The organism is Thiorhodovibrio litoralis, from assembly GCF_033954455.1.
Lineage (GTDB): Bacteria > Pseudomonadota > Gammaproteobacteria > Chromatiales > Chromatiaceae > Thiorhodovibrio > Thiorhodovibrio litoralis.
In genome coordinates this window covers 3285876-3299306 of the sequence record NZ_CP121473.1, presented here as the reverse complement: position 1 = coordinate 3299306, position 13431 = coordinate 3285876, and the positions used below count along the sequence as shown (strand labels likewise).

Genomic DNA, 13431 nt, shown 5'->3' with positions numbered 1-13431 from the left:
ACATATGAACACACGAACCCTTTTACACGCCGACCGCTCAGGCGGTCGCGGGCTTTCCGCAGCGCGCATTTTGGCCTTCATGGTCGGCGCCGCAATGGTGTTTAGTGCTTTCATCGCGAGCGCCGCGGACGACCCCATCGTGATCAAGTTTGCCCATGTGGTGGCGGAGAATACGCCCAAGGGAAAAATGGCCAATAAGTTCAAGGCGCTGGTGGAGGAAAAGCTCGGCGATCAAGTGGTGGTTGAGGTCTATCCGAACTCCCAGTTGTTCGGTGATGACAAGGTGCTCGAGGCGATGTTGCTCGGAGACGTGCAGATGGCCGCTCCGGCGCTGTCGAAGTTCAGCCGCTACACCGACGTGCTGGCGCTCTATGATCTGCCTTTCTTGTTCCAGGATCTGGACGCGGTTGATCGCTTTCAGCAGAGCGAGGATGGCCAAGCCATGCTCTCGGCGATGTCAGACAAGGGGCTGCTCGGCCTTGGCTATCTGCACAATGGTATGAAGCAACTCTCGGCCAGCACGCCGTTGCGGGTGCCGGAGGATGCGTCGGGGCTGAAGTTCCGCATCATGGCCTCCGAAGTGCTCGAAATGCAGTTCAAGGCCGTTGATGCCGCGCCCATTAAAAAGCCCTTCTCTGAGGTCTTTACCCTGTTGCAGACCAAGGCCATCGACGGACAGGAAAATACCTGGTCGAACATCTACTCCAAGAAATTCTACGAGGTTCAACCCTATATCACCGAGTCCAACCACGGGCTGCTTGACTATATGGTGGTGACTTCCGATGAGTTCTGGAGTGGCTTGCCGGATGATGTGCGCGAGCAGGTCAAGGCTGCGCTCGACGAGGCCCTGGTCTACGGCAACCAGATCGCGCGTGACAAGGCGGTGGAAGACAAGCAGAAAATCGCCGAGTCTGGTCGCTCCGAGATCATCGAGCTGACACCAAAGGAACGTGCTCAGTGGGTGGAGGTGATGAAGCCCGTCTGGGGCCAGTTTGAGGAAGAAATTGGTGCCGAGTTGATCGAAGAGGCTTATAGCGCGAATCAGGCTGACTGATTCCTGCGTGACCGGGGCCGCGTGCGCGGCCCCGAGGTTTCCTGTCGGCGCACTGACAAGGTGATCCAAATTGCGTGCACTTCTTCGTCTCCTGAATCAACTCGAGGAAGCGGTCATCGCCCTGTTGCTGGTGACCATGACGTTGCTGGTGTTCTTCGAGGTGGTGCTGCGCTACGGCTTCAGTACCGGCTTGACTTGGGGCCAGGAGGGCACGCTCTATCTCTCGGCTTGGTTCGTGCTTTTTGGGGTGTCCTATGGGCTCAAGGTGGGTGCGCATATTGCAGTAGATTTTTTTGTGCGTCTGCTGCCGCCGCTGGCGCAACGCCTCTTGAGCCTGGTTGCCGTGACTCTGGCACTGGTTTACTGCGGACTGTTCATCTACGGTGGCTGGATCTATCTGGCCAAGATGCAAAAAATAGGCATTGAGCTCGAAGACATCCCGGTACCAACCTGGGTGGCGGATGGCATTCTGGTGGTCGGATTTGGCATGTTGTCCGTGCGGCTGCTGATACTGTTCTGGAAGATCGCGCGCGGCGAGACAACTGGTTTTGGTCATCATGACGAGGCCGAGGACAGCCTGGAACTGGCTGCGGCGATCCGGAATCAGGTGAGCCAGAAACAAGCGGGCCAGCATCAAGCAGGCCAGAATCAAGTGGCAGGGCAGGGCGCATGACCACGGTTGCACTTTTTCTGCTGCTGTTCGGTTGCCTGCTGATCGGCATGCCGATCGCCTTGGCGCTGGGCTTCTCGAGCATTGTCACCATCCTTCTGTTCTCGAGCGATTCGCTGGCGTCGATTGCGCTCAAGCTGTTGGAGTCCCTGTCGGCGCACTACACCCTGCTGGCTATCCCGTTTTTTATTCTCTCCTCGCAGTTTCTGTCCACTGGTGGCGTGGCCAAGCGGTTGATCCGCTTTGCCGTGGCGGCGGTCGGGCATATTCGCGGGGGCCTGGCGATGGCCTCGGTGCTGGCCTGCATGCTCTTTGCCGCAGTGTCGGGCTCTTCTCCAGCCACGGTCGCTGCCATTGGCAGCATTGTGATCGTCGGCATGGTGAAATCCGGTTATCCCAAGAGCTTTGCTGCGGGGGTCATCACCAATGCCGGCACGCTGGGGATTCTGATCCCGCCCTCCATCGTGATGCTGGTTTATGCGGCGGCGACTGAAGTCTCTGCCGCGCGCATGTTCATGGCCGGCTTTGTCCCTGGTCTGATGATGGGCCTTATTTTGATGATTGCGATTTACATTGTCGCGCGCATCAAAGACTTGCCGGCGCAGCCATGGCCTGGGTTCAGAGAGGCATTGTCCTCCGGCTTTAGCGCCTCGGGCGGTATTTTGCTGATTGTGATTGTGCTCGGGTCGATCTACGGCGGCATCGCGAGCCCGACCGAAGCCGCCGCGGTTTCTGCGGTCTATGCTTTTTGGGTGGCGGTGATTGGCTATCGCGATATGGGGCCGCTCAAGGGTATCCCTTGGCGGCAGGCGGGCGAAGGTGTGGGCCGCATGCTGTGGCGCAACAGCTATCAGGTCACGTTAGCCTTCCCGCGCTGCGTGCGCGATCCGGAAGTGCGCAAGGTGGTGATGGACGCCGCCCGCGTCAGCATCATGCTGCTGTTCATCATTGCCAATGCCATGCTGTTTGCCCATGTGCTGACAACTGAGCGCATTCCGCATCAGATCGCCGAGACCATCGTCGCCTGGGGGCTGGCACCCTGGATGTTCCTGATCGTGGTGAACATTCTGTTGCTGATGGCGGGCAACTTCATGGAACCATCCGCTATTTTGCTGATCATGGCGCCCATTTTGTTCCCCATCGCGGTGGAACTGGGCATTGACCCCATTCATCTCGGCATCATCATGGTGGTGAACATGGAGATTGGCATGCTGACCCCGCCAGTCGGGCTCAATCTGTTCGTCACCGCCGGCATCACCGGCGAGTCCATCGGCTGGGTGATCCGCTCGGTGCTGCCCTGGATGCTGCTCCTGCTCGGCTTCCTGCTGCTGATCACCTATGTGCCGCAGATTTCGCTGTTCCTTCCCGAGTACCTCGACCAGTTGCAGGGGTATCGATGAGAGGTTTGCAGCGATGGTTTCTGTTTTGCCATTGTGCGTAGCTGATGCGGTGAAGCTTCAGCGCCGTCTGCGCGCGCGAGTCGCGCAAGACAGCATGGCGCGACTGTGGCACGATAGGCGCCAGATATTCGGCTTGGGCTCGGATCGAGATCCGCGGCCATCCTCGGCTTGATGCGGGGGACGCGTATTTCGGCGCAGGCCACCAACCCAACCGGTTGAATCCCATCATGGTACATCTCGATAACTGGCTGTTTGGGCTGGCGTTAGTTGTAGCGCTGGTCGTCTTCTTATACTCGGTGTTTGATCTCTCGCGTCGCCTGATGGCGCGTTTTGCGGTGCGCGTCTGCCGGATGCGTGCCGAGCGCGAAGGCAGCTTTATCTGCGAGCTCAAGCATAAACTGCACCGCTTCGCGAGCAAGTCGCTGGTGCCGCAGATTGTGATGCTGGTCGTCTCGCTGGCTGCGCTGGCTTTCATTATGGTCGAGCACTCTTCAAAGCTCTGATGGCTGCGTAGATGGCTGCATAGATGACTGTGAAGCACCCATCACTGTTGCAGATTCTTGCCTTAAAACAATCCTAAGATCACGGCCCATGTCCATCACGATGGCTCAATTTCTGAAGTCCCATGGGCTTCAGCGCAATCCTTTCATCGAGGAGGAAGCGCAAAACGACAAGGTGTTTGAGGACCTTGTCAACGAGGCGGGTTACGCGTTCAATCATCAGGCGTGGGACAAGTTCTTTGGCGACCCACCAGGGCGCGGCACCTCGATGATTTTCGGGGTGAAAGGCAGCGGAAAGTCCGCGCTGCGTCTGGCGCTCGAGAAGAACATCGCCCACTTCAATCGGGAACATCCCGAGCGCATCCTGCTGATCAATTACGACGATTTTAACGGCTTTCTGGAAGCCTTTAAGCGCAAGTCCGACCAGGATCGCAAGCGCGAAACCGCCGTCACTCTGAAGGACTTCGGCCTCGCCCAGCATCTCGACGCCATTCTGGTCTGCGGTATGGAAGCGCTGCTGTCCGAGCTCAAGGAGGCAGGGCTCCCTCTGGATAAGCTTGAGGATTATCAGCGCCACGATCTGATGATGCTAATGGCGCTCTATGTTAGCGGTCCGCCGGATCGCTACAACCGTATCATGGCCGAGATGAACCGCCGGTTGCTGCCGCGGGGCCTATTCCGGCGCATGGGGCGCGGCATCAAAGGGACCTTGGTCGGGCTCCTGACGCTCGGCGTCGTTCCTCTTGTCTGTCAGTCCTTTTATGGTGCCGTTGGGCGCGCCGCAGAGCGCGAAATTCTGGTGCGCTCCCGGGGTGCCCAGGATGTGAAGCGTGCGCTGCGTCCGATCCCGACCGGCTATCTGAAAGACCAGGACTTGAAGCGCCGAGGCTGGCGCGACGATGCTGATCGCCGGCGCCTGTTCATGACCAAGTTCATCGACGTGGTGTTGAGTCTGGACTTCCAGCAGATCGTGGTCGTCATGGATAAGATCGACGAGCCGTCGCTGATCAATGGCGACAGGGATCGCATGGAGGCCTTTGTCTGGCCGCTGTGGAACAACCGCATCCTACAGTTGCACCCAAATCTCAGCTTCAAAATGCTGCTGCCACGTCAGCTCTACGAGGCCGTGCGCAAGGCCGGCTCCGAGAAGGCGAACGAGGCGCGCTTCGACAAGCAGAAGATCATCTATCCCTTCCGCTGGGGCGACAAGCAACTCTACGACATGATGTCAGGCCGCCTGCGCATCTGCCGGGATGACCCAAGCCAGCCTTATTCGCTGGATAACCTGTTTGACGATGCCATGCCAAGGCGCGAAATTCTGGCTGCACTCGACAGGCTACGCCAACCGCGCTTTGTGCTGAATTATCTGTACCGGCTGATCGCCGAGACTTGCGCGCATACCGACCGCGCGGACGATAGCCCAGTGCGCATCCAGCACGACGTTTTTTACCAGGTCACCGCCACCATCGGCGAGGACATCAAGCAGTACTACCAGACGTTAGGCGAGAGCCCGGAGTAGGGCGTTGCCGTTTGAGTGAGGTGCGTTGTGTCTGGATGATGTCGCATTATCGATCAGTCGGGGCCATGAACCACTAACGGAGGCAACGAATGAAAGAAGGCGTGATCCTCTCGATTGACCAGGGCACCACCGGCTCGACGGTGCTGCTGTTCGACCACGCCGGCCAGATTCGCGGCCGCGCCTATTCGGAATTCACTCAGCATTACCCGAAGCCGGGCTGGGTGGAGCACGATGCCGAGGAGATCGTCCTGGTCACCATGAAGGTGATTGCCGAGGCGCTGAAGGTCGGCGGCATCGCCGCGAACGACATCCAGGGCATCGGCATCACCAATCAACGCGAGACGGCGGTGCTTTGGGAGCGCGCCAGCGGGAAGCCCGTCGGGCGGGCCATCGTCTGGCAAGATCGCCGCACCGCCGATTACTGCGCCGAACTCAAGGAGCAGGGCCACACCGAGATGGTCCAGCAGAAGACCGGCTTGGTGATCGACCCCTACTTTTCCGGCACCAAGGTTAAGTGGATGCTGGACAACACCCCCGGCCTGCGCAAGCGTGCTGAGCGCGGCGAGATCTGCTTCGGCACCATCGATTCGTGGCTGGTTTATAACCTCACCGGTGGCAAGCGCCACATCACTGACTATTCCAACGCCTCGCGCACCCTGCTCTACAACATCCGCGAACTGCAATGGGATGAGGAGCTGCTGCAGCTACTCGACATCCCCGGTGAGATGCTACCGGAGGTCAGGCCCTCATCCGAGGTCTACGGCGAGACCGATCCGCAGATGTTCTTCGGCACCCGCGGCATCCCGATCGCTGGCATCGCCGGTGATCAGCAGGCTGCGCTTTTCGGCCAGGCCTGCTACAAGCGCGGCATGGCCAAGAACACCTATGGCACCGGCTCTTTCGTGCTGATGAACACCGGCACCGAGGCGGTCCCAAGCAACGAGAAATTGCTGACCACCATCGCCTGGGGCGTCGGAGACGAGCCGGTCGAATATGCCCTCGAAGGCGCCATCTTCGTCACGGGCTCGGCGGTGCAATGGCTGCGCGATGGGTTGCAGATGATTGGCCACGCCAAGGAAACCCGCGAGTTGGCGCGCTCGGTCCCGGAGAACGAGGACGTCTACTTTGTGCCGGCGCTAGTAGGGCTTGGCGCGCCGCATTGGGACCCCTATGCGCGCGGATTGCTGATCGGCATCACCCGCGGGACCAGTCGCGGCCATGTGGCGCGCGCGGTGCTCGAGAGTATGGCCTATCAGACGCGCGATGTGATCGAGGCGATGGAGCGCGACTCCGGCATCCGTCTTAAAGAACTCCGCTGCGACGGCGGCGCCTCGGTGAACAGTGTGCTGATGCAGTTCCAGTCCGACATCCTGGGCGTGAATGTCGTGGTGCCGAGCATCGTCGAGACCACCGCGCTCGGCTCAGCCTATCTCGCGGGCCTGGCGGTTGGTTTCTGGGAAAGCCGCGATGAGATTGCCAAGAAGTGGGCGCTGGACGTGCGCTATCGACCGCGCATCGAACAGGCCAAGCGCGAGAAGCTGTTCAAACGCTGGCACCGGGCGGTGGAACTGGCGAAGGGTTGGGCGAAGGAGGATGACTGATGCACTTGCGCGACAGCAATATCGCCAAGCTCCCAAACCGAGTCTTTGACGCGCTGATCATCGGCGGCGGCATTAACGGCGCCGTCGCCGCAGCAGCCCTGTCAGGAAAGGGCGCGAGCGTGGCCCTCATCGATCAGCGTGACTTCGCCGGCTTCACCAGTCAGCAGTCGTCCAACCTCGCCTGGGGCGGGATCAAGTACCTGGAGAGCGGCGACTATGGCCTGGTGCGCAAATTGTGCCTGAGCCGCAATCACCTGATCGATAGCTATCCGAGCCGGGTGCAGGAGATCCGTTTCTTCACCACCATCGATAAGGGCTTTCGGTTCTCGCCTTGGTTCCTTTGGATCGGCACCTGGGTGTACTGGCTGTTCGGCAACGGCTATACGCGCATCCCGCGTTTGCTGAGCAAGGCGGGCATCAAGCGCGAGGAGTCGGTGGTGAACACCAGTAAGGCGGTCGGCGGCTTCGAGTACTCGGACGCCTACCTGCACGACAACGACTCGCGCTTCGTCTTCCAGTTTGTGCGCGCGGCCATGGATCGCGGCGCCATCGCCGCTAACTATGTCGAGTCCGTGGGCTCGCGGCGCGAGGGCCAGGGCAAAGACGCAGTCTGGATCACCGAGGCGCGCGATACCCAGACCGGCCAGTCCTTCCAGATCCGCTCGAAAATCCTGGTGAATGCCGCTGGACCCTTCGTCGATGAGCTGAATCAGCGCAGCGGCGAGCAGACCGAGCATCAGCATCTGTTCTCCAAAGGCATCCATCTGATCGTGCCGCAGGTCACCCCGCAGCCACACATCCTGACCTTCTTCGCCGACGACGGACGGCTGTTCTTTGTCATCCCGATGGGCGTGCGCACCTGTATTGGCACCACCGACACCCGGGTCGACAGCCCGTTCACCGAAGTGACCGATGAAGACCGGGACTTCGTGCTCGAGAATATCAACAAGCGGCTCGAGCTTGAGCGGCCACTGACCCGCGCCGACATCATCGCCGAGCGCTGCGGTGTGCGCCCACTGGTGGTCAAGCGCAAGAGCGATAACGAGGCTGAAGGTGAACGTGACTGGATGCAGCTGTCGCGCAAACATGAGATCGACGTCGACCAGGCACATGCGCATGTCTCGATCTACGGCGGCAAACTGACCGACTGTGTCAATGTCGGCAACGAGGTCTCGGAGATCGCGGTCAAGCTCGGTATCGAGCTGCCGCACGCAGACTATCGCTGGTATGGCGAACCGCATCGCTCAGTGTATGAGGAGTACATGCACCAGGCGCGGCTGATGGATCTCGACAGCTACACCTCGTCGGATTCGATCGAGCAGCTCTCCAGCCGACTCTGGCGCCGCTATGACCAACAGGCGTTCGAACTGCTGGCGCAGATCCGCGAGGACCCGCGTCAGGCCGAAGTGCTGATCAAAGGTACCGACTATCTGCGCTGCGAGATCCAGCTCGCCAAGCGCCAGGAGATGATCGTCAAGCTTGAGGACTTCCTGCGCCGACGCTCGAAGATCGCGCTCGTGGTATCGCGCCAGACCATCCAGCAGGCCGAGGGCCTGATGGAGGCCTGCAAGATCCTGTTTGGCGATCAGGCTCAGGCACGCTATGACGAGTATTTCTGCCAGGATTGCCAGGTGACGCCAGCGCAATCCCATCAGATGCTCAATGCAGATGAGACCGATGCCGCCTAGACCCATGCCGCTGCCCCGTTGCCGCTGAGCCAGCGCAACAAGATGCCAGCCGCTCCGAGCCAGAGATAACCAAAAAATATCGACACCACTGAGGAGTCGCCCATGACCCCGTTTCTCGCCGAATTCATCGGCACCGCACTGCTGATCCTGCTCGGCAACGGCGTGGTCGGCAACGTCGTGCTCGCTGGCACCAAAGGCAATGGTTCCGGCTGGATCGTGATCACCTGGGGCTGGGGCATGGCCGTATTCGTCGCCGTGTTCACCATGGCGGCCTTTAGCGGCGCGCATATCAATCCCGCGGTCTCGATCGGGCTTGCCATCGCCAACAAGTTTGACTGGGCGCTGGTGCCGATCTATGTCGCCGCTCAGTTCCTCGGCGCCATGCTCGGGGCGGCTCTGGTCTGGCTGGTCTACCGGCCGCACTTCGCCTGTACCGATGATCCGGATCTGAAGCTGGCTTGCTTCTGCACAGCGCCGGCGATCCGGGACCCGATCTCGAACCTGACCTCAGAGATCATCGGCACCTTCGTGCTGGTGTTCGCGGTGCTCTTTCTCGCTGTGTCGGTGTTCGGCCTCGGCGCGCTCGACGCCTTGCCGGTCGGGCTGCTGGTGCTCGCCATCGGCCTCAGTCTGGGCGGCACTACCGGATACGCAATCAATCCAGCGCGCGATCTGGGGCCACGCATCATCCATGCCCTGCTGCCGATGCCCGGCGGCAAAGGCGACAGCGATTGGGGCTATGCCTGGATACCCGTCGTCGGGCCACTGATCGGTGCGGCGCTCGCCGCCGGGCTCTATCTGTTGCTGCAAGACCCGAACAGCGTGCAGTTTCGATGAACGGCCCGGATCGCCAGCGCCGGCAACTGCTCTCCGCTGCTGCCGTCGGTCTCGCCACCTGGCCAGCGCTTCGCGCGCTAGCCGCTGCAGACCAAGCGTCAGCCACGCCAGCAACCTCAAACCAAACGCAAGCGCGTGCCCGCGACGCCCATCTCGGCGAGATCGAGCCTCAGCGCCTCGCCGCAGCGCGGCGCTGGGTCCGCGGTGAGTTCCAACCCTCGACCCTGCGCGAACCCGAGCAGATGGCCGAGATGGCCTTTTTCATCGATGCCGCCAAGTCGTTCAGCGGTCAGCGCATCCATATCGCCTCGGAGACCATCCCCACCCACGTCTACGAGCAGCGCTTCCTCGCACGCGCCTTCTTCGAGATCACCGGTATCCGCGTCCAGCACGATTTGCTGCACGAGGGCGAGCTCGTCGAGCGTTTGCGCCAGCAGACCCGCTCAGGCCGCAACCTCTACGACGCCTATATCAACGACTCTGATTTCATCGGCACCCACAGCCGCAATGATGCGGTGGTGCCGATCTCAGACTGGATCAGCGGCGAAGGTGCTGCAGTCACCTTACCGACGCTGGACCTGCCAGACTTCATCGGCCTGTCCTTTACCACCGGCCCGAATGGCAAGGTCTACCAACTGCCCGACCAACAATTCGCGAACCTCTACTGGTTCCGACTCGACTGGTTCGAGCGCGACGATCTGAAACAGGCTTTCCAGCAGCGCTATGGCTACCCGCTTGGCGTGCCGCTCAATTGGTCCGCCTACGAGGATATCGCCGACTTCTTCAGCAATCAGGTCAAGACTCTCGATGGCCAGCGTGTCTATGGCCACATGGACTATGCCAAGGTCGACCCCTCGCTCGGCTGGCGCTTTACCGATGCCTGGTTGTCGATGGCGGGAGTCGGCGACAAAGGTCTGCCCAACGGCAGCCCGGTCGATGACTGGGGCATCCGCGCCGAAGACTGCCATCCGGTCGGCTCCTCGGTCAGCCGTGGCGGTGCCACCAACAGCCCGGCTGCGATCTATGCCTTGCGCACCTACCTCGACTGGCTCGAACGCTTCGCCCCGCCGGAAGCGCGCAGCATGACATTTACCGATGCCGGGCCAGTCCCCGCGCGCGGCGATATCGCCCAGCAGGTGTTCTGGTATACCGCGTTCACCCCCGATATGGTGCGTGCCGACTCGCGGGTGATGAATGCTGACGGATCGCCGAAGTGGCGCGTCGCGCCCTCACCGCATGGCGCCTACTGGGAGCCTGGCATGAAGCTGGGCTATCAGGACTGCGGCGCCTGGACCTTGCCTGCTGGCACTCCGCTCGAGCGCCGCCGCGCGGCCTGGCTCTATGCGCAGTTCTGTGTCTGCAAGACGGTGTCATTGAAGAAGACGCTGGTGGGACTCACCCCGATTCGTGAGAGCGATCTGCAATCCCAGGCCATGAGCGATGCGGCGCCAAGCCTGGGCGGACTGGTCGAGTTCTACCGCAGCCCCGCGCGCATGGCCTGGACGCCGACCGGCCTCAATGTGCCGGACTACGCCTTGCTCGCGCAGCTGTGGTGGACACGGATCGGCCAAGCGGTGAGCGGCCGTGCCAGCCCGCGCGAGACCATGGATGCCTTGGCCCAAGCTCAAGATGAGACGCTCGAGCGCCTGGCACATGCCAACGCCGATGTGCGCTGCGGACCCGCCATCGGGCCAGCCGAGAATCCCAAGGTCTGGCTGGCGCGACCAGGCGCCCCCAAGCCAGCTCTGTCGAACGAGAAACCGCCCGGTCGCACCATCGCCTATGCGGACCTGCTCGCGAGCTGGCAAGAGGGGCTGTCATGAACTGGCCAGGGACCGCGCCCGCAACCCTGGCTTTGAGCGACTGAGGAATCTTCCTAATCAGGCTGTCGCATGTCATACCGGAAGCGGTTGAGAACGGCCTCTGAGTCAAATCGAACAATGCACATGCACCGCCACTCCAGGCGCCCCCTCTGTCTTCTAGCCGTCGCCGCGCTTCTTTGCGCGGCGCTCATGCTGCCCCCGCAGCTGCTCTTGGCCGACTCTGCAGAGCCTAACACCAAGGTGGTTCTGACGGACGCGGAACAGGCTTTTCTCCGCCAGCATCCGAGCATTCGGTTGGGCACCGACGCGAGCTGGGAACCTTATGTCATCGCGGCGGCGGATGGCAGCATTCGTGGCTACGATGCCGATATTCTGGAGCACGTCAATGCTCTGACCGGTGCCAACTTCGAGTTGGTACTGGGGCGCTGGAGCGACATGCTGGAGGCAGCACAGGAGCGACGCATCGATGGTCTCAGCAGCAGCGTCGTTCATGATGAGCGCAGAGACTATCTGAGCTTCTCCACCCCCTATATCTCCTCGCGCAAGATGCTGCTGGTCGCCGGTGGCAACCCGGCAAACATCCGTTCGACTCAGGATCTGGCCGGCAAGACCCTGGTGATTCAGCGTGGCAATCTTGCTGATGAAAAGCTGGCGCGGAGTGTCGCCGGAGCTAAGCTCATGTTTGGCGACGGCATTGAAGACACCATCCTCGCGGTGGACCGCGGCGAGGCCGATGCAACCTTCGGCAACGGTGCGACACTCTTTGCCGCCAACCGTCTCGATCTACCCTCCCTGGAGGTCGCGACGGGGCTTGGCGAACCGATGGATCAGGTGTTCTCCGTGCGCAACGACTGGCCAGAGGCGCTCAGCATTCTCAACAAAGGCCTGGCCGCTATTGCGCAAGATGAGCGCTTGTCGATCCAGAGACGCTGGTTTCTCAATACGCGTAATGACCCCGAACCACTGGTGGCGCTGAACGCGGAGGAACGAAGCTATCTCCTCAACAGGGACCATCTGCGGCTGTGCGTCGACCCGCAATGGATGCCCTACGAGCAGTTAGACGATGACGGCCACTACTGGGGGATCATTGCGGACATCCATGACGCGCTCGCCAAGCGGCTCAATATCCGGCTTGAGATCCTGCCGACCGCGACCTGGGCTCAGTCGCTGCAAGCCGCCCGCGAGCATCGCTGCGATCTTCTCTCAGCGGCGGTTGAGACGCCCAAGCGCCTGTCCTTTCTCAGTTTTACCCCCGCCTTTCTGGATGTGCCCCTGGTTGTCGCCACCCGTCAAGAACAACCCTTTATCGATAGCATCCTGGATGTTTCCGATAAAACCTTTGCGATGATTCGCCATCACGCACTCGAAGAGATTTTTCGCCGTCGCTACCCTGGCATCCAACTGATTGAGGTGGAGAATCCACGCACCGGGCTTGCGGCTGTGCGCGAGGGGCGGGTATTCGGTTTCATCGACACCAGCGTGACCATCGGCTATGCGATGCGCAAATACCAGCTCATCGACGTCAAGATTGCCGGCAAGCTTGAGGAGCGCTATGCGCTAACAGTCGGTGTGCGCGGCGATGATCCCCTGTTGCTGTCGATCTACCGTAAAGCCGTGGAGTCCTTGTCTACGCAAGAGGTCGACCAGGCCGTATCGCGCTGGACCTCAATGGAGACCGTCAAGGAGCTTGATCGCCCGCTGCTGTTCAAGATATTCGGCGCGCTTGGCGTAATCGGCTTGCTGTTGTTTTATCGTGATCGCGTCATGTCCGGCTACAACCGCCGCCTGCAGGAGGCCAATCGGCAGCTTGAGGTGCTCTCGACCACCGACCAACTGACCGGAGTCGCCAACCGGCACAAGTTTGTTGAGATCATGACCCAAGAGATTGTCCGCGCGGAGCGTTACAAGAGTGCGCTGTCGTTGATCATTGCCGATGTCGACCATTTCAAGACCATCAACGATAGTCTGGGCCATGATGCTGGCGATCGCGTGCTCATCGCCTTCGCGCAATTGTTTGTTCACAAAAGCCGGAGTTGCGATCTGGTCGTGCGCTGGGGTGGTGAGGAGTTTCTGATGCTCTGTCCACAAACCGATCTGGAATCCGCCACCCAATTGGCCGAGCTACTGCGACAGCGCGTTGCCGAAAGCGACTTCGGGATTGGCAGACCCATTACCTCGAGTTTCGGCGTCGCCCAGTACCGCGCATCCGAAGGCATCAACGCCCTCGTCACACGCGCAGACAGCGCCCTTTATCGGGCCAAAGCGGAAGGAAGAGACCGAGTCTGCACCGCCTGAGGCCAAGTGGAAATCAAGCTTGATCGAGGCACTGCGCGCCCAGA

At 60.8% G+C, this 13431-nt stretch carries 10 protein-coding genes; all 10 read left to right on the top strand.

All coding sequences use genetic code 11. The features are described 5' to 3' along the window. Positions 1–4 precede the first annotated feature (4 nt). Positions 5–1054 carry a TRAP transporter substrate-binding protein gene (locus Thiosp_RS14635; RefSeq protein WP_407702716.1) on the top strand — a complete coding sequence of 350 codons (1050 nt, stop codon included), beginning with the start codon at positions 5–7 and terminating at the stop codon, positions 1052–1054. A 130-nt stretch (positions 1055–1184) separates the two neighbouring features. Further along, positions 1185–1727 carry a TRAP transporter small permease gene (locus Thiosp_RS14630; RefSeq protein ID WP_323697121.1) on the top strand — a complete coding sequence of 181 codons (543 nt, stop codon included), beginning with the start codon at positions 1185–1187 and terminating at the stop codon, positions 1725–1727. Then, entirely contained in the window at positions 1724–3124 is a 1401-nt protein-coding gene (locus Thiosp_RS14625) for a TRAP transporter large permease (protein ID WP_201065328.1), read from the top strand. Before Thiosp_RS14630 ends, Thiosp_RS14625 begins: the two co-directional genes overlap by 4 nt. A 227-nt stretch (positions 3125–3351) precedes the next feature. Beyond that, positions 3352–3627, top strand: coding sequence for a hypothetical protein (locus Thiosp_RS14620; protein WP_201065333.1), 276 nt, complete (start codon positions 3352–3354; stop codon positions 3625–3627). Between the two features lie 88 nt (positions 3628–3715). Continuing rightward, positions 3716–5143 carry a hypothetical protein gene (locus Thiosp_RS14615; protein WP_201065336.1) on the top strand — a complete coding sequence of 476 codons (1428 nt, stop codon included), beginning with the start codon at positions 3716–3718 and terminating at the stop codon, positions 5141–5143. 89 nt (positions 5144–5232) lie between these two features. Beyond that, the gene (gene glpK, locus Thiosp_RS14610) at positions 5233–6744 is read left to right on the top strand and encodes a glycerol kinase GlpK (RefSeq protein WP_201065340.1); all 1512 of its coding nucleotides are present in this window, start codon (positions 5233–5235) and stop codon (positions 6742–6744) included. After that, positions 6744–8432, top strand: a complete 1689-nt coding sequence (locus Thiosp_RS14605) for a glycerol-3-phosphate dehydrogenase/oxidase (RefSeq protein ID WP_201065343.1) — start codon at positions 6744–6746, stop codon at positions 8430–8432. Before glpK ends, Thiosp_RS14605 begins: the two co-directional genes overlap by 1 nt. A 102-nt stretch (positions 8433–8534) precedes the next feature. Beyond that, positions 8535–9269, top strand: coding sequence for an MIP/aquaporin family protein (locus Thiosp_RS14600; RefSeq protein WP_201065345.1), 735 nt, complete (start codon positions 8535–8537; stop codon positions 9267–9269). Next, positions 9266–11092, top strand: coding sequence for an ABC transporter substrate-binding protein (locus tag Thiosp_RS14595; RefSeq protein ID WP_201065347.1), 1827 nt, complete (start codon positions 9266–9268; stop codon positions 11090–11092). The genes Thiosp_RS14600 and Thiosp_RS14595 overlap by 4 nt, the downstream gene beginning before the upstream one ends. Before the next feature lie 210 nt (positions 11093–11302). Continuing rightward, entirely contained in the window at positions 11303–13387 is a 2085-nt protein-coding gene (locus Thiosp_RS14590) for a transporter substrate-binding domain-containing diguanylate cyclase (RefSeq protein WP_242518415.1), read from the top strand. Positions 13388–13431: the final 44 nt, after the last annotated feature.

Excerpts from the sequence above, each read along its gene's own strand:
- Thiosp_RS14635 (WP_407702716.1), top strand. The coding sequence starts at position 5 with ATGAACACACGAACCCTTTTACACGCCGACCGCTCAGGCGGTCGCGGG.
- Thiosp_RS14625 (WP_201065328.1), top strand. The coding sequence starts at position 1,724 with ATGACCACGGTTGCACTTTTTCTGCTGCTGTTCGGTTGCCTGCTGATC.
- Thiosp_RS14620 (WP_201065333.1), top strand. The coding sequence starts at position 3,352 with ATGGTACATCTCGATAACTGGCTGTTTGGGCTGGCGTTAGTTGTAGCG.
- Thiosp_RS14615 (WP_201065336.1), top strand. The coding sequence starts at position 3,716 with ATGTCCATCACGATGGCTCAATTTCTGAAGTCCCATGGGCTTCAGCGC.
- glpK (WP_201065340.1), top strand. The coding sequence starts at position 5,233 with ATGAAAGAAGGCGTGATCCTCTCGATTGACCAGGGCACCACCGGCTCG.
- Thiosp_RS14605 (WP_201065343.1), top strand. The coding sequence starts at position 6,744 with ATGCACTTGCGCGACAGCAATATCGCCAAGCTCCCAAACCGAGTCTTT.
- Thiosp_RS14600 (WP_201065345.1), top strand. The coding sequence starts at position 8,535 with ATGACCCCGTTTCTCGCCGAATTCATCGGCACCGCACTGCTGATCCTG.
- Thiosp_RS14595 (WP_201065347.1), top strand. The coding sequence starts at position 9,266 with ATGAACGGCCCGGATCGCCAGCGCCGGCAACTGCTCTCCGCTGCTGCC.